The sequence below is a fragment of the Pseudoalteromonas apostichopi genome (assembly GCF_030297135.1).
GTDB lineage: Bacteria > Pseudomonadota > Gammaproteobacteria > Enterobacterales > Alteromonadaceae > Pseudoalteromonas > Pseudoalteromonas apostichopi.
In genome coordinates, this window is sequence record NZ_AP028065.1 from 2,547,593 (window position 1) to 2,572,598 (window position 25,006).

Annotated in this window: 20 protein-coding genes, 4 rRNA genes and 1 riboswitch; of the genes, 20 read left to right on the forward strand and 4 right to left on the reverse strand. The window is 43.0% G+C overall.

What is annotated here, in order from left to right:
• Positions 1-48 precede the first annotated feature (48 nt).
• Both QUE86_RS11465 and QUE86_RS11470 read left to right on the forward strand, forming a co-directional pair.
• Positions 49-525: a hypothetical protein gene (locus tag QUE86_RS11465; RefSeq protein ID WP_130049549.1), complete on the forward strand. Its 477-nt coding sequence runs from the start codon at positions 49-51 to the stop codon at positions 523-525.
• 65 nt (positions 526-590) lie between these two features.
• Positions 591-2,501 (forward strand): DNA topoisomerase III, encoded by a 1,911-nt coding sequence (locus tag QUE86_RS11470; protein ID WP_286257308.1) that lies wholly within the window; start codon positions 591-593, stop codon positions 2,499-2,501.
• A gap of 1 nt (position 2,502) precedes the next feature.
• On the opposite strand, the gene QUE86_RS11475 is transcribed toward QUE86_RS11470, so the two are convergent.
• Positions 2,503-3,816 carry a M20 metallopeptidase family protein gene (locus tag QUE86_RS11475; protein ID WP_130049547.1) on the reverse strand — a complete coding sequence of 438 codons (1,314 nt, stop codon included), beginning with the start codon at positions 3,814-3,816 and terminating at the stop codon, positions 2,503-2,505.
• Between the two features lie 83 nt (positions 3,817-3,899).
• Between QUE86_RS11475 and QUE86_RS11480 the strand changes: the two genes are divergently transcribed.
• From QUE86_RS11480 to ung, 16 genes are all read left to right on the forward strand, one after another.
• Entirely contained in the window at positions 3,900-4,757 is an 858-nt protein-coding gene (locus QUE86_RS11480; RefSeq protein ID WP_286257311.1) for a tetratricopeptide repeat protein, read from the forward strand.
• A gap of 618 nt (positions 4,758-5,375) precedes the next feature.
• Positions 5,376-6,916, forward strand: a 16S ribosomal RNA gene (locus QUE86_RS11485).
• Between the two features lie 277 nt (positions 6,917-7,193).
• Positions 7,194-10,076, forward strand: a 23S ribosomal RNA gene (locus QUE86_RS11490).
• Positions 10,077-10,200: 124 nt separating this feature from the next.
• Positions 10,201-10,315 (forward strand): 5S ribosomal RNA (gene rrf / locus QUE86_RS11495).
• 58 nt (positions 10,316-10,373) lie between these two features.
• Positions 10,374-10,488: ribosomal RNA gene (rrf, locus tag QUE86_RS11500) — 5S ribosomal RNA — on the forward strand.
• The 16S, 23S and 5S rRNA genes sit together here, the layout of an rRNA operon.
• A gap of 300 nt (positions 10,489-10,788) precedes the next feature.
• Positions 10,789-11,217, forward strand: coding sequence for an FKBP-type peptidyl-prolyl cis-trans isomerase (locus QUE86_RS11505; protein WP_130049545.1), 429 nt, complete (start codon positions 10,789-10,791; stop codon positions 11,215-11,217).
• An 83-nt stretch (positions 11,218-11,300) separates the two neighbouring features.
• Complete coding sequence (locus QUE86_RS11510) at positions 11,301-11,918, forward strand: histidine phosphatase family protein (protein WP_256855227.1); 618 nt, start codon at positions 11,301-11,303, stop codon at positions 11,916-11,918.
• A 60-nt stretch (positions 11,919-11,978) separates the two neighbouring features.
• A riboswitch (cobalamin riboswitch) is annotated at positions 11,979-12,046 on the forward strand.
• Between the two features lie 103 nt (positions 12,047-12,149).
• A complete protein-coding gene (locus tag QUE86_RS11515; RefSeq protein ID WP_130049543.1) occupies positions 12,150-12,980 on the forward strand; it encodes an ABC transporter ATP-binding protein in 831 nt (276 codons plus the stop codon).
• Positions 12,946-13,962 (forward strand): FecCD family ABC transporter permease, encoded by a 1,017-nt coding sequence (locus QUE86_RS11520; RefSeq protein WP_130049542.1) that lies wholly within the window; start codon positions 12,946-12,948, stop codon positions 13,960-13,962. The genes QUE86_RS11515 and QUE86_RS11520 overlap by 35 nt, the downstream gene beginning before the upstream one ends.
• Positions 13,963-13,965: 3 nt before the next feature.
• Entirely contained in the window at positions 13,966-15,027 is a 1,062-nt protein-coding gene (gene cobT, locus QUE86_RS11525) for a nicotinate-nucleotide--dimethylbenzimidazole phosphoribosyltransferase (protein WP_130049541.1), read from the forward strand.
• A 1-nt stretch (position 15,028) separates the two neighbouring features.
• Complete coding sequence (locus tag QUE86_RS11530) at positions 15,029-15,835, forward strand: adenosylcobinamide-GDP ribazoletransferase (protein ID WP_286257321.1); 807 nt, start codon at positions 15,029-15,031, stop codon at positions 15,833-15,835.
• Entirely contained in the window at positions 15,832-16,359 is a 528-nt protein-coding gene (gene cobU / locus QUE86_RS11535) for a bifunctional adenosylcobinamide kinase/adenosylcobinamide-phosphate guanylyltransferase (protein WP_286257323.1), read from the forward strand. Before QUE86_RS11530 ends, cobU begins: the two co-directional genes overlap by 4 nt.
• On the forward strand, positions 16,359-17,855 hold the full coding sequence (locus QUE86_RS11540) for a cobyric acid synthase (RefSeq protein ID WP_130052192.1): 1,497 nt from the start codon (positions 16,359-16,361) through the stop codon (positions 17,853-17,855). The genes cobU and QUE86_RS11540 overlap by 1 nt, the downstream gene beginning before the upstream one ends.
• Positions 17,852-18,451 carry a cob(I)yrinic acid a,c-diamide adenosyltransferase gene (gene cobO / locus QUE86_RS11545; protein WP_130049538.1) on the forward strand — a complete coding sequence of 200 codons (600 nt, stop codon included), beginning with the start codon at positions 17,852-17,854 and terminating at the stop codon, positions 18,449-18,451. The genes QUE86_RS11540 and cobO overlap by 4 nt, the downstream gene beginning before the upstream one ends.
• Position 18,452: 1 nt before the next feature.
• Positions 18,453-19,310, forward strand: coding sequence for a cobalamin-binding protein (locus tag QUE86_RS11550; RefSeq protein ID WP_130049537.1), 858 nt, complete (start codon positions 18,453-18,455; stop codon positions 19,308-19,310).
• Positions 19,307-19,981, forward strand: coding sequence for a uracil-DNA glycosylase (ung, locus tag QUE86_RS11555; RefSeq protein ID WP_178926658.1), 675 nt, complete (start codon positions 19,307-19,309; stop codon positions 19,979-19,981). Before QUE86_RS11550 ends, ung begins: the two co-directional genes overlap by 4 nt.
• 32 nt (positions 19,982-20,013) lie before the next feature.
• Here ung and QUE86_RS11560 read toward each other — a convergent pair whose 3' ends face one another.
• Entirely contained in the window at positions 20,014-20,202 is a 189-nt protein-coding gene (locus QUE86_RS11560) for a DUF3545 family protein (protein ID WP_054554247.1), read from the reverse strand.
• 186 nt (positions 20,203-20,388) lie between these two features.
• On the reverse strand, positions 20,389-21,339 hold the full coding sequence (tal, locus tag QUE86_RS11565) for a transaldolase (protein ID WP_130049535.1): 951 nt from the start codon (positions 21,337-21,339) through the stop codon (positions 20,389-20,391).
• Between the two features lie 221 nt (positions 21,340-21,560).
• Between tal and yaaA the strand changes: the two genes are divergently transcribed.
• Together yaaA and QUE86_RS11575 are read left to right on the forward strand one after the other, a co-directional pair.
• Positions 21,561-22,340, forward strand: coding sequence for a peroxide stress protein YaaA (gene yaaA, locus QUE86_RS11570; protein ID WP_167659128.1), 780 nt, complete (start codon positions 21,561-21,563; stop codon positions 22,338-22,340).
• Positions 22,341-22,457: 117 nt separating this feature from the next.
• A complete protein-coding gene (locus QUE86_RS11575) occupies positions 22,458-23,393 on the forward strand; it encodes a mechanosensitive ion channel family protein (RefSeq protein WP_178926660.1) in 936 nt (311 codons plus the stop codon).
• A gap of 375 nt (positions 23,394-23,768) precedes the next feature.
• Here the strand turns inward: QUE86_RS11575 and serA are convergent, their stop codons facing one another.
• Positions 23,769-24,998: a phosphoglycerate dehydrogenase gene (gene serA / locus QUE86_RS11580; protein ID WP_286257331.1), complete on the reverse strand. Its 1,230-nt coding sequence runs from the start codon at positions 24,996-24,998 to the stop codon at positions 23,769-23,771.
• Positions 24,999-25,006: the final 8 nt, after the last annotated feature.

Here is a 25,006-nt window from a genome sequence, read left to right on the forward strand (position 1 = left end):
CGGCGGTGGCGATGACAATGATGATGGTAAAACGCAAGGTGAGTAACTTTGCCTCATTGGATTGATTCTGTCATTGTGACATTAGATCATAGCTGGGTGTTCATTCTGAGCCCGGCTATTTTTGTATTTTATCTTCGTAAAGATTGGCCCGCACTTTACTTTGCTGTTATCACGGCAGCCTTCTTCTTGTTCGGAACTCTTATTTATTCTGCTCTAAAAGCATTTGATGATATTTATGTGTGGCGCTATGTTGTGTGGGCTTTTAATGATATTGCTTGGATGGCCTTAATTGCCTACTTGGGGATTAAAGACAAAGTCTATTTATGGCAAAGTGCTTTAGGGCAACTGGTCGTTATAATGGCTCCCATATTACAGTTGTTTCGTTTAGTCGATCGTCATCTTTGGGACTTATCGTACAGCACCTATATGTATAAAACCCTGTTACCTTTAATCAATGTTGGTACAGTGGTTGTGTGTTATCTACCTCTTATTTACCTTTTCACCCGACGCCGGCAGCAGGCGTAAGCCATTCCTAAGTTAAAATTCCTGTGCTAGAATACTGTTTATAAAAACAGTATTAGTGTTGCGTTATGAAACTTTACATTGCCGAAAAACCGTCATTGGCGCGAGCCATTGCGGATGCACTGCCTAAACCTCATAAAAAACAGGATGGTTATATAGAGCTTGGTAATGGTGATTGTGTCTCTTGGTGTATAGGGCATTTACTTGAACAAGCCGAGCCAGATGATTACGACACAAGTTTTAAAAAGTGGCGATTCGAGCATTTACCTATTGTGCCTGAGCAATGGCAATTAAAACCTAAAGCAAAAACACGTAAACAACTCACCGTATTAAAAAAGCTTATTAAGCAGGCAAGCGTAATCGTTCATGCTGGCGACCCTGACCGTGAAGGCCAGCTATTGGTTGATGAAGTGATCGAGCAGGTCAAACTGAGCAAAGCCAAAAAACAGCAAATTCAACGACTATTAATAAGCGATTTAAACTTAAGTGCAGTTAAAAAAGCACTTAATAATTTAAAGTCGAATCGCGATTTTATTCCCTTGAGTGTGTCTGCATTAGCTCGCTCACGTGCTGATTGGTTATTTGGCATGAATCTAACTCGGGCTTATACGCTTGCTGGGCAAAAAGCAGGGTTTGGTAATGTGTTATCTGTAGGTCGTGTTCAAACACCTATTTTAGGTCTTGTTGTAAATCGTGATAATGAAATAGCTAACTTTGTAGCGAAACCTTTTTACGAAGTATTAGCTCATCTTGAAACTGAGCAGCAGCAAACATTTTCAGCTAAGTGGCAACCAAGTAAAGCATGCGAACCTTATCAAGATGAGGAGGGGAGAGTATTACATAGAGGGCTTGCTGAAAATGTTGTATCACGTATAACTAATCAACCAGCTAAAGTGGTTGACCTTGAGCAAAAACAAAAAAAACAACAAGCACCGTTACCTTATAATTTATCAGCTTTACAAATCGATGCGGCAAAAGCGTTTTCAATGCCTGCACAAAAGGTGTTAGATACCTGCCAAAGCTTGTATGAGCGTCATAAGTTAATTACTTATCCTCGTTCAGATAATCGCTATTTACCAAAAGAGCATCATAAAGATGCAGCGAGTATTATTGCTGCTATTGCTAATAATGAAGGCCAAGCAAGTGAAGCTTGCAAGCAAGCTGACACCAGCAAGCGGAGTAAATGTTTTAATGACAGCAAAGTTGCGGCACACCACGCTATTGTTCCTACCGAAAAACAACTTCGCTCAGCATCATTAAATAGTGATGAACAAAAAATCTATCGGTTGATCTGTCGTCATTATTTAATCCAGTTTTATTCTGACTATGTCTTTAACGAAACCAAAGTAACAGTCGAGATTGCTGGTGGACTTTTTAAAGCCGCTGCTAAGCAAGATGTTAGCTTAGGCTTCAAAACATTAATGGGCAAAACAGAGTTAAAAGATGAGCAAACCTTACCTGCTCTTGAAAAAGGTCAGCAGCTGCATTGTAATCAGGGGGACGTGGTAGACAAAATGACTACACCGCCAGCACATTTTACTGATGCTACCTTATTAAGTGCTATGACAGGCATCAGCCGCTATGTGAAAGACCCTGAGATTAAAAAGATCCTTAAAGAAACTGATGGACTAGGTACTGAGGCTACACGGGCAGGTATTCTCGAGCTTTTATTTAAGCGCCGCTTTTTAGAGCGTCAGGGTAAAAATATTTTAGCTACGGCAACAGGTAAAGCGCTTATTAGCACTTTACCTGAGCAGCTTGCTAGCCCTGACTTAACTGCTAAGTGGGAAGCATCATTAGGGAATATAGCTGAACAGCATATGAGTTATCAGCAATTTTTAACGCCATTACTGACTGAGTTACATGCTTTAGTTGATCAAGCCAAACAGTGCGACAGCGAAGTTTTTGCCCAATTACCAAAAACGCCGCAAAAGCGACGTTTTAAAAGAAAGGCTAAGCCTAGAGCTAGGTCAGCCTAAACTACTTTTTGTTAAATAGGGCAACCGCGGCATTACTCATTGCAGTTATCCCTGTAGGAAGCGCCTTTTTGTAATCAGGTGCAAACTTACTTGAATGTAAAGAAGGTAATGTTGCGCCAGATTGCATTGCAGCATCATATTGACTAGGTTCAACACCCCCTAACCAAAACAAAGTAATTGGTACATTTTGTTCTGTACGACCATAAAGGCCAAAGTCTTCACCAGCCATTACAGCTTCAGTTTCAAGTACATTGTCTTCACCAATCGCATTAGCAATCGCTGAACGTACTAAGTTGGTTTGAGTTGGATTATTGTATGTTGAAGGAATTGACTCATCTTCATGCACATATACTTCAGGTGCTAAACTTTTATCAAGTCCCGCACTTAATGCGATGCCTTTCGAAATTCGTTTGATCGCTGCAATTTGTTGTAAGCGAACTTCAGGGTTATAACTGCGCAGTGTAAGTTGTAGTTTTACTTCATCTGAAATGACATTGTGTTTGGAGCCACCGTGAATTGAGCCTACCGTGATCACTGATGGCTCTAGTGGTGACAATTCGCGACTAGTAATTGTTTGTAGTGCCAACACAATACGTGAAGCAATCACAACTGGATCTATTGTTGTGTGTGGATAGGCACCGTGACCCCCTTTACCTTTTACAGTAATATCAACAGAGTCAACACTAGCCATCGTGTATTCTGTTTTCATACTGACTTTACCAGCAGGAACACTGGCACTTACATGTAACCCAATAACATGATCTGGAGTAGGGTACTTAGTAAAAAGCCCTTCTTTAAGCATGGCTTTTGCACCACCACCTACTTCCTCTGCTGGTTGTGCGACCATCATTAAAGTACCTTGCCACTGATCTTTATGTGTCATTAACTGTTGAGCTGTGCCAATAAATGAACTCATGTGAATATCATGACCACAACCATGCATTACGCCAACGGTTGCACCAGCATCATTTGTTACAGTAACTTTAGAGGCATAGGGTTTACCAGTTTGCTCAACAATTGGTAATCCATCAGTATCAGTGCGGATCATTACTGTTGGGCCATCACCGTTTTTATAAATCCCAACAACGCCAAAACCACCCACGTTATCTGTAACAGTAAAGCCTAGTTGCTTTAATTTTTTTGCTAGCTTCTGGCCTGTTTGTTTTTCGTGGTAAGACAGCTCAGGAGATTGATGTAAATCTAAATAAAGCTTTTCAATCTCAGGCATGGTTTTTTGAAGGTTTAAATCTAGTGTTATTGCTTGCGCGAATGGACTAAGAAGTAACAAAGCTGCAGAAATAGTAGATAATTTCATAATGACCTCGACCCGTGGGGCTTGTAATTGTTATGTTTGCCACTATATAAAAACCTAAATACTTATATAGTGCAATCGATCAAATGAATAATATGATAAAACTTACCCAGCAAAATTTGCAGCAAGCATTGGGTGAAACGTCCGCTGAAAAATTAGTATTACTTACTTTTTACTCTTCGCAAAACCCAGAGTGTCTTCAGCAAGCTGCTATTTTAGAAAAAATCGCACATGAATATGGTGAGCATTTATTAGTAGCAACATTAGATTGTGATGTTGAGCAGGCACTTGCAGGACAACTTGCACAGCAAATCGGTTTACAAGCATTACCTACACTTGTGATGTTAAAAGATTCAGCGCCTGTAGATATGTTACCTGGCGCTCAAACAGAGCAGCAAATTCGGGATGCGCTAGCCAAACATTTACCAGCTCAACACGAGTTATTACTAGAGCAGGCTAAGCAAGCGTTAATTAATCAAGACCTAAACAATGCCTTTAACTATGCAAAGCAGGCTTATGAGCTTGATCCAAACCATACACGTGTAAAGTTAGTTTTAGCTGATATCTGCATTCAAATTCATAAATTGGAAGATGCACAAGCATTATTAGATTCGGTTGCAGAAAGTGAACGTGATGCGTATTTCACAAATATTCAAGCAAAGTGTGAACAAGCATTAGCTGCAACAGATTCACCAGAAATAAAAGCACTGCAAGATAAAGTTGAAAAATATCCAAATGATTTAGAGATAAAAGTAGAACTAAGTAATGCTCTTAATAGTGCGGGCCGTAAAGAAGAAGCTTTAGAGATGTTATTTAATGTACTTAAAAAAGATCTTAACTACGCAGATGCAAAACCAACCTATCTAGAAATTATCGCTTCATTACCTGATGGTGATGCCTTGGCATCTAAGTATCGCCGTAAGTTATATAGTATCTTGTACTAATTCAGAGTTGATTGATAAAGGCGCCATTAAAAATAGTGGCGCTTTTTTTATTTAAAAACTTGCGTATTACCTAATATCGATAATACTTAAGATCCTCTCGAGAAAAGTTGGCTGTATTTTGTACAGTAAACTGTGTTTTTTACTGCCTTTAGCTTGTTTTTTGCGCGAAAGGTAAGTTTTTAGTAGTTTTCTACAAAAAGTGCTTGCGTTAATTCTTCGCATCCCTATAATGCGCATCCACTGACACGGCGGGCAGCAACGAAAGACGCTGAACAACGTAGCAGAGAGTTAAGTGAAACTTCGGTTTAAAACGGTCTAAAAAGAAAGTTTAAAATTAAGTGTTGACTCGAAAAATTAAGGATGTATTATACGCATCCCTAGCGACAACGTCGCAACGTTCTTTAACAATATAAAGCAATCATCTGTGTGGGCACTCGTACAGATTGAGTTCTAACAGCAGATTCTAGTTCGCTAGATGACGCAAACAAATTTAGAGTCTCAATTGAACTGAGTGACCAACGGAAACAAGTTTACTTGTTTCAGCACAGTCAATTCGATATCGAAAGATATCAAAATTCAGAATTCATTGAGCATGTCCTTCGGGACAGAAAAAACTTTTAATTGAAGAGTTTGATCATGGCTCAGATTGAACGCTGGCGGCAGGCCTAACACATGCAAGTCGAGCGGAAACGAAGAGGTGCTTGCACCTCTGGCGTCGAGCGGCGGACGGGTGAGTAATGCTTGGGAATATGCCTTATGGTGGGGGACAACAGTTGGAAACGACTGCTAATACCGCATGATGTCTACGGACCAAAGTGGGGGACCTTCGGGCCTCACGCCATAAGATTAGCCCAAGTGGGATTAGCTAGTTGGTGAGGTAATGGCTCACCAAGGCGACGATCCCTAGCTGGTTTGAGAGGATGATCAGCCACACTGGGACTGAGACACGGCCCAGACTCCTACGGGAGGCAGCAGTGGGGAATATTGCACAATGGGCGCAAGCCTGATGCAGCCATGCCGCGTGTGTGAAGAAGGCCTTCGGGTTGTAAAGCACTTTCAGTAAGGAGGAAAGGTTAAGTGTTAATAGCACTTAGCTGTGACGTTACTTACAGAAGAAGCACCGGCTAACTCCGTGCCAGCAGCCGCGGTAATACGGAGGGTGCGAGCGTTAATCGGAATTACTGGGCGTAAAGCGTACGCAGGCGGTTTGTTAAGCGAGATGTGAAAGCCCCGGGCTCAACCTGGGAACTGCATTTCGAACTGGCAAACTAGAGTGTGATAGAGGGTGGTAGAATTTCAGGTGTAGCGGTGAAATGCGTAGAGATCTGAAGGAATACCGATGGCGAAGGCAGCCACCTGGGTCAACACTGACGCTCATGTACGAAAGCGTGGGGAGCAAACAGGATTAGATACCCTGGTAGTCCACGCCGTAAACGATGTCTACTAGAAGCTCGGGTCTTCGGACTTGTTTTTCAAAGCTAACGCATTAAGTAGACCGCCTGGGGAGTACGGCCGCAAGGTTAAAACTCAAATGAATTGACGGGGGCCCGCACAAGCGGTGGAGCATGTGGTTTAATTCGATGCAACGCGAAGAACCTTACCTACACTTGACATACAGAGAACTTACCAGAGATGGTTTGGTGCCTTCGGGAACTCTGATACAGGTGCTGCATGGCTGTCGTCAGCTCGTGTTGTGAGATGTTGGGTTAAGTCCCGCAACGAGCGCAACCCCTATCCTTAGTTGCCAGCGATTCGGTCGGGAACTCTAAGGAGACTGCCGGTGATAAACCGGAGGAAGGTGGGGACGACGTCAAGTCATCATGGCCCTTACGTGTAGGGCTACACACGTGCTACAATGGCGCATACAGAGTGCTGCGAACCTGCGAGGGTAAGCGAATCACTTAAAGTGCGTCGTAGTCCGGATTGGAGTCTGCAACTCGACTCCATGAAGTCGGAATCGCTAGTAATCGCATATCAGAATGATGCGGTGAATACGTTCCCGGGCCTTGTACACACCGCCCGTCACACCATGGGAGTGGGTTGCTCCAGAAGTGGATAGTCTAACCTTCGGGAGGACGTTCACCACGGAGTGATTCATGACTGGGGTGAAGTCGTAACAAGGTAGCCCTAGGGGAACCTGGGGCTGGATCACCTCCTTATACGATTTAGAACTTATTTGTTCGTAGTGTCCACACAGATGATTGTTAGTTAGCTAAACCACTTGGTTTAACTAATTAATATGCTCTTTAAAAATTTGGAAAGCTGATATTAAAATTCTTATAGATATTCGTATCTATAAAGAGTTTTCAAAAGTAAAAATATGCCATTAATCGAAAGATTAATTGGTATCTACTTTAGTATTCTCATCATTATTTGATGAATTAACTTCTGGCGAAGTTAACAGCTGTCACTAACAAAGACCCGTTTGGGTTGTATGGTTAAGTGACTAAGCGTACACGGTGGATGCCTTGGCAGTTGGAGGCGATGAAGGACGTATTAACTTGCGATAAGCCTAGTCAAGCTAGTAAAAAGCGCTTGAGACTAGGATTTCCGAATGGGGAAACCCACCTGCTTGCAGGTATCGTTAACTGAATACATAGGTTAACGAGGCGAACGCGGAGAACTGAAACATCTAAGTACCCGTAGGAACAGAAATCAACCGAGATTCCGGAAGTAGCGGCGAGCGAAACCGGACCAGCCCTTAAGCTTATTATGTGTTAGTGAAACATTCTGGAAAGTTTGACGATACAGGGTGATAGTCCCGTACACGAAAATGCATCTTAAGTGAAATCGAGTAGGTCGGAGCACGTGAAACTTTGACTGAATATAGGTGGACCATCATCTAAGGCTAAATACTCCCAACTGACCGATAGTGAACCAGTACCGTGAGGGAAAGGCGAAAAGAACCCCTGTGAGGGGAGTGAAATAGAACCTGAAACCGTGTACGTACAAGCAGTAGGAGCCCCTCGAGGGTGACTGCGTACCTTTTGTATAATGGGTCAGCGACTTATATTTTGTAGCGAGGTTAACCGATTAGGGTAGCCGTAGTGAAAGCGAGCGTTAACTGCGCGTTTAGTTGCAAGGTATAGACCCGAAACCCGGTGATCTAGCCATGGGCAGGTTGAAGGTTGAGTAACATCAACTGGAGGACCGAACCCACTAACGTTGAAAAGTTAGGGGATGACCTGTGGCTAGGAGTGAAAGGCTAATCAAACCGGGAGATAGCTGGTTCTCCCCGAAATCTATTTAGGTAGAGCCTCGGACGAATACTTACGGGGGTAGAGCACTGTTAAGGCTAGGGGGTCATCCCGACTTACCAACCCTTTGCAAACTCCGAATACCGTAAAGTACTATCCGGGAGACACACGGCGGGTGCTAACGTCCGTCGTGAAGAGGGAAACAACCCAGACCGCCAGCTAAGGTCCCAAAGTCATAGTTAAGTGGGAAACGATGTGGAAAGGCCCAGACAGCCAGGAGGTTGGCTTAGAAGCAGCCATCCTTTAAAGAAAGCGTAATAGCTCACTGGTCGAGTCGGTCTGCGCGGAAGATGTAACGGGGCTAAACTATGCACCGAAGCTGCGGATTCAAACTTTGTTTGAGTGGTAGGGGAGCGTTCTGTAAGCCGTTGAAGGTGTACCGGGAGGTATGCTGGAGGTATCAGAAGTGCGAATGCTGACATGAGTAACGATAATGCGGGTGAAAAACCCGCACGCCGGAAGACCAAGGGTTCCTATCCCATGTTAATCAGGGTAGGGTAAGTCGACCCCTAAGGCGAGGCCGAAAGGCGTAGTCGATGGGAAACGGGTTAATATTCCCGTACTTGGTATAATTGCGATGGGGGGACGGAGCAGGCTAAACAAGCATGGCGTTGGTTGTCCATGTGAAAGTGAGTAGGTTGAGAGTTTAGGAAAATCCGGACTCTTAAGACTGAGACACGAGACGAGCACCCAAGGGTGTGAAGTTGTTGATGCCATACTTCCAGGAAAAGCCTCTAAGCTTCAGATTATACCGAATCGTACCCCAAACCGACACAGGTGGTCAGGTAGAGAATACTAAGGCGCTTGAGAGAACTCGGGTGAAGGAACTAGGCAAAATCGTACCGTAACTTCGGGAGAAGGTACGCTCCTATCTGTGATGAGACTTGCTCTTTAAGCGGACGGGAGCCGCAGTGACCAGGTGGCTGGGACTGTTTATTAAAAACACAGCACTGTGCAAAATCGCAAGATGACGTATACGGTGTGACACCTGCCCGGTGCCGGAAGGTTAATTGATGGGGTTAGTTTTCGGACGAAGCTCTTGATCGAAGCCCCGGTAAACGGCGGCCGTAACTATAACGGTCCTAAGGTAGCGAAATTCCTTGTCGGGTAAGTTCCGACCTGCACGAATGGTGTAACCATGGCCACGCTGTCTCCACCCGAGACTCAGTGAAATTGAAATCGCAGTGAAGATGCTGTGTACCCGCGGCTAGACGGAAAGACCCCGTGAACCTTTACTACAGCTTGGCACTGAACATTGAACCTACATGTGTAGGATAGGTGGGAGGCTTTGAAGCAGAGACGCTAGTCTTTGTGGAGCCGTCCTTGAAATACCACCCTTGTAGTTTTGATGTTCTAACGTTGGTCCCTAATCGGGATTACGGACAGTGCCTGGTGGGTAGTTTGACTGGGGCGGTCTCCTCCCAAAGAGTAACGGAGGAGCACGAAGGTTGGCTAAGTACGGTCGGACATCGTACGGTTAGTGTAATGGTAGAAGCCAGCTTAACTGCGAGACAGACACGTCGAGCAGGTACGAAAGTAGGTCATAGTGATCCGGTGGTTCTGAATGGAAGGGCCATCGCTCAACGGATAAAAGGTACTCCGGGGATAACAGGCTGATACCGCCCAAGAGTTCATATCGACGGCGGTGTTTGGCACCTCGATGTCGGCTCATCACATCCTGGGGCTGAAGTCGGTCCCAAGGGTATGGCTGTTCGCCATTTAAAGTGGTACGCGAGCTGGGTTTAGAACGTCGTGAGACAGTTCGGTCCCTATCTGCCGTGGGCGTTTGAGAATTGAGAGGGGTTGCTCCTAGTACGAGAGGACCGGAGTGAACGAACCGCTGGTGTTCGGGTTGTCATGCCAATGGCACTGCCCGGTAGCTACGTTCGGAACTGATAAGCGCTGAAAGCATCTAAGCGCGAAGCAGGCCTCGAGATGAGTTCTCACTAGACTTTTAAAGTCTCTGAAGGGCCGTTGAAGACTACAACGTTGATAGGCAGGATGTGGAAGTGGTGCGAGCCATTAAGCTAACCTGTACTAATTACCCGTGAGGCTTAACCATACAACGCCAAACGCGTTTTGTGACAGCGTAACAGACAGAAGTTAAGAAACTAAAGTAGACATTTACTTGATATCAGAATTCCGAATTTTAGTTGATTGCCAAGGCGATTAACGACCCAAATTTGCTTGGTGACAATAGCGTTTTGGACCCACCTGACCCCATGCCGAACTCAGTAGTGAAACGAAACAGCGCCGATGATAGTGTGGCATTTGCCATGTGAAAGTAGGACATTGCCAGGCTCCAAATTCAGTCGTAAGACTTAAAATTTAAAATAATAAGAAAATTGAAAAGAATTTTCTTGGTGACAATAGCGTTTTGGACCCACCTGACCCCATGCCGAACTCAGTAGTGAAACGAAACAGCGCCGATGATAGTGTGGCATTTGCCATGTGAAAGTAGGACATTGCCAGGATCCTATTAAAGAAAGCCCGATTCGAAAGAGTCGGGCTTTTTTGCGTTTTAGCTGTCAGCTTTCAGACGTCAGCTGAATGATCGCTGACGGCTGAAAGCTGATAGCTCTGTATTGGGTTTCGCTGAGCTCTACCCAACCTACGCCAGACCCTCAAACTTTCCCTTTTCTAACTCGTATCTTTCCCCTTTCTAGCTTGTAACTTTACTCTCGCTAACTCGCTACAGACGATACTTGTACTTGCTTCACTGACTTTGTTATGCGATAAAGCGTTTTAAATTTGTAATACAATTAAGGTTTGATGTGTCTCGTAAGAAAACAACCAAGTCGAAAGGCTCTTCAGGTTTAAATCGTAAAAATAGTGAAGCATTTATTGCTAAGTTCTCATCTCATCCTGATACACATCTATGTTCGTCGGGTTTAATGTATAAAGTGATTGATGAGCTTGAAGGGGAGCGAATTACAGAGTTCGACACAGTAGTCATTAATCAGCGCATTATGCTTGCTGATGGCACTGTGATTGCCGACAGTTACAAAGCGGGTATGCCAGAGGTGTTTGCATTATCTGAAGCAATCGAAGGGTTAAAAGAAGGCTTGTTGCTAATGAATATTGGTTCTCGTTATGAATTTGTGATCCCTCCAGAGCTTGCATGGGGTAAAAAAGGTAACGGTGGCAAGATTGGCGCAAATGCAGTGCTGCATTTTGACGTTCGATTAATGCGTTTAGCTTAATTCTCTTAGTGTAACAGCCTTAGCATAACTCGACAGAGTAATTAAAACGCGTTAACGTTCACTATTGGTTACTGAGGAACATTATGGACGCATTTGCTTCACGAGTTTACTTTCTTCGCCATGGCGAAATAGCTACGCCTGGAATTCTTTCTGGGCAAATCGATGTTGATTTATCTGAACAAGGCTATAGACAAATGCGCCAAGCCTCAGCTGAACTCAAAAATTTAAATGCCATATATAGCTCACCGCTGAAGCGTTGCTCAGTTCATGCTGACTATTTAGCAAATCAACACAGATTGAACGTTCGGTATTATAACGCTCTGAAAGAGTTCAATTTTGGTGATTGGGATGGCCAAGACTACCAGCAGCTTTGGCAGCAAACAAGTAAACCTCATATCGGTGATTTTTGGCAGCATCCTTGGCAAGTAAAAGTACCGAATGGTGAAGCTATGGCTGATTTTTATACTCGAGTAGATACATGGTGGCAAACGTTTTTAGAATCATTGTGTGAATCTAAACATACTCAGTCATTAGTAATTAGCCACGCTGGTGTGATCAAACAAATTCTAGCTATTGTTTGTCAAATGCCTAAACAATCAGCTACACATTTAAATGTTTTCCATCTCCCATATGCTGGGCTTATAACACTCGATGTATATATTGATGAACAAGGACAGGCTTGGCCAAAAATTGTTTTTTAGCCATCTAGAGCGATATTCATTGAATTATTTACTTAGCCCGCCATAATACTCATATGCTATGGAATGGAGTGCAATTCTCCAGCTGTTCCCGCAACTGTAATCCATCTAAATAATGGTTAGCCAGATACTTAGCACTAACAATTAATCATCGAGCGGGTCAACTCACATCATTTTCTGGTACTTACCAGTGCTTTCTTGTGCGTTGCTATTACTCGCCAAGAGAGAATAAACTTGCAACAAAATAGCCTTAGCGCTGCGCCATTAATATCAGTTTCTGATTTAAGTTGGGGTACTGCGAATAAAACCATACTTAAATCAATTAGCCTTGAATTAAAAGCAGGGCAATTTATCGGTTTACTCGGCCCTAATGGTGCTGGTAAATCAAGTCTGCTGCGCTGTCTTTATCGTTACTTGAAACCTCAGCAAGGAGCCGTGCTGCTAAGCGGTGAAGATATTTGGCAAATCAGTGCTGATGAATATGCAAAGCAGGTTGCGGTGGTTTTACAAGAGTCTCCATCGCAGTTTAATTTGTCATTATTTGATGTTGTGAGTCTGGGCTTAACCCCTCATAAACGACTTTTCAGCGGTACCTCTGTCAAAGATAAGCAGCGAATATATCAAGCGATTAAGCAGGTTGGTTTGTCGCATCATAGTGAGCAAGCATTTGATTCTCTCTCTGGTGGCGAAAAGCAAAGAGCGCTCATTGCACGCTCTATCGTACAGCAGCCTAAGCTGTTGATCATGGATGAACCAACTAGCCACCTTGATGTTAAATACCAAATTCAAATAATGGAATTAGCAAAGTCCCTCGATGTGACTGTGCTTGCTTCTTTCCATGATTTAAATCTCGCAGCAAGTTTATGTGATGAATTACTGGTGATTGATGAAGGTCGCTTGATTTGTCAGGGGCAACCAAAAGCGGTGCTAACAGAGCAGCTGTTAAGTGATGTATTTGGTGTATGCGCAACAGTATCTGCTCATCCCCAATCAAACAATGATAAGTATATTCCACACATTACTTACTTCTATGGTTATCAGACTCAGGAGTATCATCGTGACTGATGCAATACGTTTAAGTGTCTGTATCCTAGTTGGGCTTATTAGTTGCTTTTTAGCTCTTAGCTTTGGTGCTGCTAATACACCACTGAGTGAAGTATTTGATGGCTTATTTAGCCAAGGTAGCGATGAGTTTGTGCAGCGTATTATTTGGCAGCTACGCATGCCAAGAACCGTACTGGCATTTTTAGCGGGATCTGGGCTTGCCCTTGCGGGATTAATTTTGCAGACCGTAACCCGAAACCCACTTGCTGATCCTTATTTGTTTGGAATTTCTTCGGGAGCTTCATTCGGTGTCGTGTGCTTTATAGCCCTAACAGGCGTGAGTTTTGGTTTTAGTATGTCAATTGCAGCATTTGCCGGAAGCTTACTCTCTATGCTGTTGCTCATTGCTATTGCAGGCCGTCGCCATGTTGGCCAAGTTGAAGCCATGTTACTTGCCGGCGTTGCTTTATCATTCTTATTTAGTGCTATGACTAGTTTGCTACTTTATTTTAGTGATCCTCAAGCCATTACAGCTATTTTATTTTGGACCATGGGCAGTTTTTCTCGTGCGCAGTGGGACACTCTTTGGATGCCATTTATAGTTATTACTGCCTGTATGGCACTGATGATTGCTTTTCGTCGTCAGCTTAATGCAATGCTACTTGGTGATGAAAGTGCCGCGACTTTGGGGATTCATGTACAGCGCTTTCGGATCATGATGCTACTGCTAAGTTCATTAATAACTGCAGTGCTTGTTGCTATGTGTGGTGGCGTCGGTTTTGTTGGCCTGATGATCCCACATATTGTGCGTTACTTTTCGCCACAAGGCAGCAGCCATAACTTAATCATGACTTCGCTAGTCGGCGGTATTTTTATGGTGTGGGTTGATGTGCTATGCCGAACCTTATTGAATAATCAAGAATTACCCGTTGGTGTGATCACAGCAGCTATCGGCAGCGTGTTTTTTTTATTCTTATTGTATTTTCGTAAACAGAGCAGGTAGTTAATGTTTAATATCATGCCAATTAACCAGCAGTTTTCAGCTATTATTCAACAAAAAATAGACCTTAAAACGAAGCCGCTTGGTGCGTTAGGTCAGCTTGAAAGCTGTGCTAAACAATTAACGCTTATTTTCTCAAAGCAGCTCGATAGAGAGCAGGCGCTTCTAGCCTTCAAACCGGTTATTTCTAGCCCTACTCTGGTTGTATTTGCTGGCGACCATGGTGTTGCAAGCCAAGGGGTGTCAATTGCTCCTAGCTGCGTTACATCACAAATGGTGGCAAACTTTGCAGCAGGAGGCGCAGCGATCAATGTATTTTGTCGTCAGCTAGGTTGGCAGCTCGAAATTGTTGATGCCGGAACCCTCAGTACTGCACATGGTAAAGGTGTGCATAACCAGCGTTTAGGTGAAATCACCGCACCTTTAAATACCGAAATGGCGATGTCTCTTAGCCAAGTTAAGAAAGGGGTTGAATTAGCAAAGCAGCGAGTTCATTCACTCTATGAGCAAGGCTGCAATACCATCGCCTTTGGTGAGATGGGCATTGGCAATACCACAAGTGCTGCGGCATTGATGGCTGCCTTGTTGTCGTTACCTGCCAGTCAATGTGTTGGTAAAGGCACAGGCGTGAGTGACGAGGTTGTTGCTAAAAAAATCAAGGTTGTCGAGCAAGCCCTTCAATTACACCAAGCTCATTTTAGCGATCCACTAATGACGCTTGCGGCATTAGGTGGTTTTGAAATTGTTCAGATCACCGGTGCTATTTTAGCTGCTGCCGAGCTTGGCATGGCTGTGATCGTGGATGGCTTTATTTGTACTGCAGCAGCGCTTGTTGCAACTCGGATTAATGCAAACGCTCGCGATTACATGATATTTGCTCATGCCTCTGATGAACAAGGGCACAAAGCAATGCTCAATGCCTTGCATGCAGCACCTTTATTGCAGCTTGATTTACGTTTAGGAGAGGGCACCGGGGCTGCGCTTGCCTTACCTTTATTGCAAGCATCTTTGGCGTTTTACAATGACATGGCAAGTTTTGCCGATGCCAATGTTGAGCAAGTAGTTTAATATGAGCACTGAACTTAACACATCAAATACTACCCCAAGTCAGCTTCAGCTATTTTTACTGGCGCTTAGCTTTTTAACGCGCATACCCGTTAAATTAAACTTTGTAGTATCGAGCACGGCACTCAATCAGGCCAGCCGTTATTTTGCATTAGTCGGGGTGTTATTAGGTGTACTTTTAGCGCTAAGCTTTTTGTTGTTGAACTGGTTATTCCCCGCTGCTATAGCAATAGCGTTAGTTATGGCCTTTAGCTTGATAATTACAGGGGCATTTCATGAAGATGGCCTTGCTGATGTGTGGGATGGCTTTGGTGGTGGTTGGCAAGTTGCAGATAAACTCAGCATTATGAAAGATAGTCGCTTAGGGACGTATGGTGCAGCGGCGTTAGTGATGGTTTTATTAATTAAGTACCAAACACTCGTCGCACTCACCGAAGCAACCAGTATTCTTGTTATTGCACTTGTTCTAGGGCAAAGCCTAAGCCGAGTTGTAGCAACAAGCTTAATTGCAGATATGGATTATGTAAGTCAGGATGCCACATCTAAAGTAAAACCAATAGCGATGCATTTAAGCACACAAAGTTATCAAATACTGCTAGCAACTGGCGGCGCAGTCTTGGCAATAGCATGGTTGTTTTTTGGCTTCACTCTAGGGCAATTACTGATACTCATTAGCGTGCTTTTTGTTACTCGATTATTATTAAAGCGCTGGTTTGAAAAACAATTATCTGGCTATACCGGCGATTGCCTAGGTGCTGCCCAGCAAGTGTCAGAGCTTGTTACCTACCTTTGCTTGGTGAGTCTATTATGAGCCAACAACATACTTTAATTTTAGGCGGTGCTCGCAGTGGTAAAAGTCGTTTTGCTGAGCAGTTGGCAACTAATTCAAACAAACCGCTTATCTACGTTGCTACCGCAAACGCTGGCGATGAGGAAATGGCTGCCCGAATTAGTAAACATCAAATAGAACGAAGTAAGCATTGGCAACTTGTTGAAGAGCCTTTGTATTTAGCCAAAGCATTACAACAGCATAGCCAGACTGAAAACTGTATTTTAGTGGATTGTTTAACGCTGTGGTTAAGTAATTGCTTATGCCAGCATGGTGAGGCATTTTGGCTTGAGCAAAAAGCGGCCTTACTCGATGCGCTATTGCAATTGCCGGGTGAGGTGATCTTGGTCAGCAATGAAGTGGGTCATGGTATCGTGCCGCTAGGTGAATTAAGCCGTCAGTTTGTTGATCATTCAGGTTGGTTGCATCAAGCCTTAGCACAGCAAGTTGCACGTGTTGAGTTTGTGATTGCAGGTCTTGCACAAACCTTAAAAAGAGAACAATGATGAAAACATTAATGGTGCAAGGCACGACCTCAGATGCAGGTAAAAGTACTCTTGTAGCAGCTCTTTGCCGGATCTTTGCAGAGCGAGGCATTAAGGTTGCCCCCTTTAAGCCACAAAATATGGCATTAAATAGCGCTGTAACCGCTGATGGTGGCGAGATAGGTCGAGCACAAGCTCTGCAGGCTATAGCAGCAAAAGTGCCCGCAGAAGTCGATTTTAACCCTATCTTGTTAAAGCCCAATAGCGATACAGGGGCGCAGGTTATCGTCCATGGCAAAGCGCTTTCGAATATGGAAGCGGGCAGTTACCACGATTACAAAAAAGTGGCTATGGATGCGGTTCTTACTTCGCAGCAGCGCTTAAGTGAGCGTTTTGAGTTATTGGTCGTTGAAGGAGCTGGCAGTCCTGCAGAAATCAACCTACGTGAAAATGACATTGCTAATATGGGTTACGCTGAAGCGGTGGACTGCCCGGTAATTATTATTGCTGATATCGACAAAGGCGGTGTGTTTGCTCACTTAGTTGGGACGTTAGCGTTATTGTCTGAGTCGGAGCAGGCGCGAGTTAAAGGCTTTGTAATTAACCGCTTTCGGGGTGATATTGCGTTATTGCAAGGCGGTTTAGATTGGTTAGAACAATATACAAATAAGCCCGTGCTTGGGGTTTTACCTTATTTACATGACTTAGCGTTAGATGCAGAGGATGCTGTTGCTATAAGTAATCAGGTCGATAAACCGCAATTACGGATAGCAGTTTTGTTATTGCCTCATATTAGTAATCATACCGACTTTGATGCACTGCGATTACAACCAGAAATCGATTTACAGTATGTACGTCATACTCAAGCTATTCCTAATGTCGATTTGATCATTATCCCTGGTAGCAAAAATGTTTTAAGTGACCTAGCCTTTTTAAAAAATGAAGGTTGGCATAAACAAATAACACGTCATTTACGCTATGGCGGTAAAATACTCGGTATATGTGGTGGACTACAAATGTTAGGCAATTACCTAGAAGATCCACATGCTGTTGAATCTAATTTAGGTAGTGCAGAAGGACTAGGGCTTGCTGACTTTAAAACGCAATTAGGGCAGCAAAAAGTACTAAGCCAAGTATCTGGCATACTTCATTTAAATAATAGCGATAACGCAATTTCAGGTTATGAAATTCACGCCGGGATAAGCCAAGGATCAGCACTTAAAAAGCCATTTTTGAGTTTTAATAATCACCCGAGTGGATTTAAAGAGGATGGTTTTATTAGCGATGATAACCAAGTGGCGGGTACTTACTTACACGGCTTGTTCGATACGCCAGAGGGCGTGGGCGAGTTAACAACTTGGCTTGCTCCAAATAGCCAAATTAAGCCAATTGATATTAATTTAAACCGAGAACAACAGTTAAGCCGTTTAGCGAACGTGGTAGCAGAGAATCTCGATATTGAACAAATCATCAATATTTATGAGAACTTCAATTTAGAGCATAAGGAACAACAATGAGCGAACAGAATCAAGATAAGCACCAACAACGCCAGCAAAAAGTAAAAGAAAAAGTAGACGAACGTATTGCTGCGGCACAAAAAGAGCAGGGGATTTTTCAAGTTATAACTGGCAACGGTAAGGGCAAATCTACCTCTGGTTTTGGCACTGTAGCACGTGCGGTGGGTCACGGAATGAAAGCGGCTGTGTGTCAGTTTATTAAAGGCACATGGGAGTGTGGTGAACGTAACTTACTCGAAAAAGCAGGGGTTGAATTTGTCATTATGAACACAGGTTTTACCTGGGAAACACAAAATAAAGAGTCAGATACCGCGGCTGCGCAAGTGACATGGCAAGAAGCAAAAAGAATGCTGAAGGATGAGTCGATTAACCTCGTTATGCTAGACGAAATAACTTATATGATCACCTACGGCTATATTGATTTAGACGAAGTGCTAGAGGCAATTAGCTCTCGCCCTGCTATGCAATCGGTAATTATTACAGGTCGTGGTGCGCACCGTAAACTAACCGACTTAGCTGATACAGTCAGTGAAGTCAGAAACGTAAAACATGCTTTTGATGCCGGTATCAAAGCGCAAAAAGGATTCGATTATTAACATGAAGGCCATCAAGTTTGCACTCTTAGGTTTTTTATTTTATTTACCGGCACTTACACAGGCCCATGAAATAAACAAGCCACAGCGCATTGTTGCTTTAGCGCCGCATATCGTTGAAAACCTGTTTGCGATTGGTGCAGGTGAGCGCATTGTTGGTACCGTTGACTATGCTGACTTTCCTTTGCAAGCGAATGATATTGAACGAGTAGGTGGCTATTACGGCATTAACATGGAAAAACTGTTGTCGTTAAAACCGGATCTTGTACTAGCTTGGAAAACGGGTAACAAAGCTGAAGATCTCGCTTATATTGAAAAGCTAGGTATTCCAGTTGCTTACAGTAATCCTAATCAGGTTGATAATGTTGCCGATGAACTACGTAAACTGGGTACGCTTACGCATTTGCAAACAAAGGCAAATAAAGTTGCCAAAGAGTTTGAAGATAAACTCAATGCTATTCGTACAGCTCAAAAGGGCAAACCGAAAGTGTCGGTGTTTTATCAATTATGGCCTGAACCTATGATGACGGTTGGTGGAAACACTTGGATCAATCAGCTATTAACCATTTGCCATGCCGACAATGTGTTTGCTAATAGTGATACCGACTATCCGCGTATTAGTATTGAAAATGTATTGGTTGCCAAACCTGAAGTGGTGATTATTCCAGATGAAAAATCGAAAAAGCCTCAGCCTAAAATTGATTGGCGCCAATGGCCCGAATTGCCAGCTGTGCAGCATAACCAGTTTATTAGTGTGAACGCTGACTTATTGCACCGTTTTACAACTCGTATGCTTGATGGCTTGACTGATATGTGTGGTAAAATCGACATTTCTCGTCAGCAAATACAGGCTTCAAAATGATCGACTGGCAAACATTTCTAGATACCGAACTTGCGAAACCTTACATGCAAGAAACCTTGCAATATGTGGCAGATAGGCGAGCAGAGGGTGTTACCGTTTATCCAAAAGATGAGCAGGTTTTCTCTGCTTTTGATGTCACACCACTAAATGAAATCAAAGTGGTTATTTTAGGGCAAGACCCATACCACGGAGAAGGTCAGGCCCATGGTCTTTGTTTTTCGGTATTGCCTGAAGTTAAAAAGTTACCTCCGTCATTGAAAAATATGTACAAAGAATTGGCGACAGATATTGAAGGTTTTGAGATACCACATCATGGTTATTTGCAAAGTTGGGCAGAACAAGGTGTGTTTTTACTCAACACTGTACTGACTGTTGAGCAAGGGCAGGCTCATTCTCATAAGCACCTTGGCTGGGAGCAATTTACCGATGCAGTGATTGCGCTTATCAACCAGCACTGTGACGGTGTGGTGTTTGTATTATGGGGCGCACATGCTCAGAAAAAAGGTAAACACATAGATACCTCGCGTCATCATGTGATTCAAGGTCCGCATCCATCACCGCTTTCTGCTCATCGTGGCTTTTTTGGTTGTCAGCATTTTTCAAAGGCAAACCAGCTACTTATTGATCAAAACAAAGTGCCGATCAATTGGTCGTTGCCACAAATTCTATAGCACAAATGCAAAAGGCCCTTGCGGGCCTTTAATTAAAAGTCTAATTCATCAAGCTCAACGCTGTCTGTGAAATAGTCTAACTCCTGTAGTTCTTTGCGAAGTCTATGCTTATCTTTTAGAGCTTCGATTTCGCGCCATTTTCTCTTTTTATTTTTTGTAGAGGTCTTTTTTGTTGTGCTAGGACCTTCTAATATTTCTAAAATATCGTCTAGGCTATCCATGAACTTCTCCTATTGATTTTTTGAACCTCGGAAATACCTATACCACAGGCTGCTCAAAAATAGAATAAAAAAGTGACAATACTGTTACAGAAGTGTGATTGATAGATGAATAGATCAAAGGTTTAGTTATTTTAGAAACAAAAACGCCACCTAGCGGTGGCGTTTCAAAAAATGCTGTAATTTAAATTACATTGCTTTAAAACGAGCTTCTAATTCAAGCTGCGCTTGTGCAAAAGAACGAATACCCTCAGCAAGCTTTTCTGTTGCCATCGCGTCTTGGTTATGTAACCAACGGAACTGGCTTTCAGTCAGTGGTGCTGGTTTTTCTTCAACAGCAAAGTCGCTTTCTAATAAGTACTCTTGTGCATCAGTTAATTGGCCAAGCTCTTCTAAAAGTGCAGGGCTGATAGTTAACTTATCACAGCCAGTAAGCGCGATGATCTCGCCTGTGTTACGGAAGCTTGCGCCCATAACTACAGTTTTGTAATCATGGCGTTTGTAGAACTCGTAAATGCTACGTACTGATTGCACGCCTGGATCGTTTAGCGGATCAGTTGGTTTTTCCATACCATTAGCAACATGCCAATCCAGGATACGGCCAACGAATGGTGAAATTAAAAATACATTCGCATCGGCACATGCGCGAGCTTGTGCTTCAGAGAATAACAGCGTTAAGTTACACTTAGTGCCTTCTTTTTCAAGCTGTTCAGCGGCTTTGATGCCTTCCCACGTTGATGCAACTTTGATTAGGATTTTATCTTTGCTAACACCTTCTTTTTCGTAAAGGCTCAGTAAAGTGTGGGCTTTATCGATAGTCGCTTGGGTATCAAATGATAAACGTGCGTCTACTTCTGTTGAGATATAGCCCGGTACGATTTCGCTAATTTCTTTACCAATTAATACAGCAAAGTAATCACATGCTAACTCAAGTTGTTTAGCTGCATCTTGCTCGGTTTCTTTGGCATATTGCCACGCTTTATCTAAATAAGGCTTATACGCTTCAATTTCACTGGCTTTTAAAAGTAGAGATGGGTTTGTTGTTGCATCTTCTGGTTGGTGCTTTTTGATAGCTTCGATATCACCCGTATCTGCAACAATAGATGAATGTTGTTTAAGCCTTTGTAGTGCTGAAGTCATTTGCTTTCCTCATTCCAAGCAAGTTAAAAGAAAATCCATTATAGCGGCCTTTATGCTGCAACACTATGACAGTGTTTAATAGGTCAAATGTCCTTAATACAGAAAACTAGAACATTATGTATGAAAGAACAGCGGATAAAGGCAGGACGAAACAAAACGTGCATTTTGATTCAATTAATGTTGAAATTGACATCAAACAAATTACAAGTCAATAGCTAAGTATGATCACTGTTATTTCACCTGCAAAAAATTTAGATTATGAAACACCAGCCACGACCGATAAATTCACTCAACCTGAATTACTCGAGCACAGCGAAGAGTTAATGTCAGTTTGCCGTGATTTAACCCCAGCGCAAATTGGCAGCCTAATGAAAATCAGCGATAAACTAGCGGGTTTGAATGCGGCACGTTTCGCCGAGTGGTCGCAGCCATTTACGCAACATAACGCAAAACAAGCAGTGCTAGCCTTTAATGGCGATGTGTACGGTGGATTAGATGCACAAACTCTTAGTGATGCCGACCTAGATTACGCACAGTCGCACTTACGTATTTTGTCAGGCCTTTATGGTGTACTGAAGCCACTCGATTTAATGCAAGCTTACCGCCTTGAAATGGGCACTAAACTAGAAAACCCACGTGGTAAAAACTTATACCAGTTTTGGGGCAGTGTTATCGCCGAAAAGCTTAATACAGTGCTTGCTGAACAAGATAGCAAATATTTGGTAAACCTTGCTTCGAATGAGTATTTTAAAGCGGTTGATAAAAAAGCCTTAAACGCTCAAATTATTACTCCACATTTTAAAGACTGTAAAAACGGCCAATATAAAGTGATCAGCTTTTATGCGAAAAAAGCTCGCGGCATGATGGCACGTTACATCATTGAAAATAAAATTACCCAATTAAGTGATTTAAAAGATTTCACCGTTGCAGGATATTACTTTAGCAGCGATGCAACAGCAAAAGAATTAGAGCCTGTTTTCTTACGGGAAGAGCAGAACTAATTTTTTAGTAAAATGAATTAGAAGAGCCGTGCTAAGCACGGCTTTTTTGTGCCTGTATGAAACTGGCGTTTATTTTGCAGACCACTCGCTATGTTTCTTAAATGATCAGGTAATCGTATGTTAAAAATACCAACCGTAGGTGAGGCCGAAAAACTTATAGAAGAAAAACTCGGTGGCTGGGTTGATATCATTATAAGCCATATTCCAAACTTTATTGTCGCAGTAGTCATCACTATCGTATTTTCATTACTGGCGCGTATCGTTGGCTCAATGCTTAGAAAGCTATTACGCCGCTCGTTAGAGTCTTCGCAAATAGCAGACTTGATGTCATCGATAGCCAAGGTTATTGTGTTATGTGTAGGCTTATTCGTAGCTCTTGATTTCCTGGGCCTTAGAGGCACGGTCACCTCATTACTTGCCGGTGCTGGTATTGTTGGTCTTGCGATTGGTTTTGCCTTTCAGGATATGACAGAGAATCTTATAGCAGGTATTGCTATGGGGATCCGCAAACCATTTAAAACAGGTGATGTAATTCGCACCGAAAGCGTGTTCGGTACAGTACGGGCGATTAATCTTAGAAACACCCTCATTGAGAACTTTTATGGGCAACTTATCTTAGTGCCTAACAAGATTCTATTTAGAAATATACTCAGTAATTACAGCACGTTAGGTGTGCGTCGTATTGAGGTGCCAGTGGGTATTTCGTATGCTGACGACCCAGAACAAGCCGCAGAAGTGATTGTTAAAAAAATCAATGAGTTTGATTTTGTTATTAAACAAGAAGAAACCGCCGTTTACGCCGAAAGCTTTGGTGATAGCAGCGTTAACCTACTGGTTTGGTTTTGGATTAAATACCCTGGCGAAGCGGATTTCATGACCGTTCGTCACAAGGCTGTTGTGGCAGTAAGAAACGCGCTAAGTGAAGCTGACATGACCATCCCATTCCCAATCCGCACGTTAGATTTTGGTATCAAAGGCGGTGAGAAATTAAACGCCATGATAAGCGAAAAACACCAAGATAAAGATGCAGAACCACAAGCGACTGATGAGTAAAATTTACTGACTCATCGGCGTGATTTACACAGGGAAGTATGGCTGAGGAGGGGGGGAGTTTATTTTCGCCGACATAGAGTGAATCGTTTTTGCCTCTAAAAACTTTTTGTCCAAATACAAGCTTGTTCTCATTTTTACTGTTTTTTAGAAATGATTGGTGTTTTATTTGTTAGAAATAAGCCTTCGCGCGAAATAAATTTCACGCCTACGGTGAGCTATTTTTGACTTAGAGCTTAAAATTTAAGGCTTAAAGCTAGGTTCTTGTGTTTGGTTTCGCTGCGCTCAAACCAACGGGCTTTCAGCTTAGCTCTACAAACAAAAAAAGCGCAAGCAGTTTAACTGTTTGCGCTTTTTATTTATTCGATATGCCAATGATTAGTGAAGGATACGTGCTCTGATTGTCCCTTCAACAGCACTTAGCTCTTTAAGAGCTACTTCTGATTGATCTGTATCTACATCAATTACTACGTAACCAATCGCTTCGTCTGTTTGTAAGTACTGGGCTGCGATGTTGATTCCGTGCTGTGCAAACGCTTGGTTAATTTGCGTTAGAACACCTGGGCGGTTGTGGTGTACGTGTAATAAACGGCTGCGGTTTGCAAGCTCAGGTAATGATACTTCAGGGAAGTTAACTGCTGTAATAGTTGAACCATTATCTGAGTACTTAGCAAGTTTGCCTGCTACTTCAATACCAATATTTTCTTGTGCTTCTTGTGTTGAACCACCAATGTGTGGAGTCAAAATCACGTTATCGAACTCGCGCAGCGGTGATACGAACTCTTCATCATTTGATTTTGGTTCTAGAGGGAACACGTCGATTGCTGCGCCGCTCAGCTTTTTATCACGCAGTGATTCTGCTAGAGCATCAATATCAACAACAGTACCGCGAGAAGCATTGATCAAGATGGCGCCTTGCTTCATTACTTCAAGCTCTGCCATACCAATTAGGTTCTTCGTTTGCGGTGTTTCTGGTACGTGTAAGCTAATAACATCGGCACGTTGTAATAACTGAGTTAGGTTATGAACTTGCGTTGCATTACCCAGTGTTAGTTTGTCTTCGATATCGTAAAACTCAACGTTCATACCGATATTTTCAGCCATGATACCTAGTTGTGTACCAATGTGGCCGTAACCAATAATACCTAACGTTTTACCACGTGCTTCGAATGAACCGTTGGCTGATTTTAACCAACCACCGCGGTGCGCTAGGGCATTACGCTCTGGAATACCACGAAGTAATAATAAGATTTCACCAAGTACTAATTCTGCCACAGAGCGTGTGTTTGAGAATGGCGCGTTAAATACCGCAATACCACGTTCACGGGCACCTTGCAGGTCGACTTGGTTAGTCCCGATACAGAAGCAGCCGATTGCGACTAGCTTTTCAGCTGCTTCTAATACCGCTTCATTAATATGAGTGCGAGAGCGAAGGCCTACAAAATGCACATCTTTAATGCGCTCAATGAGCTCGTCTTCAGGTAAGGATGTTTTTACGTAATCAATATTACTGTAGCCATTACGCTTAAGCGTTTCTACAGCACTTTGGTGCACGCCTTCCAGCAAGAGAATTTTAATTTTGTCTTTTGCTAACGATACCTTACTCATATCCTCAT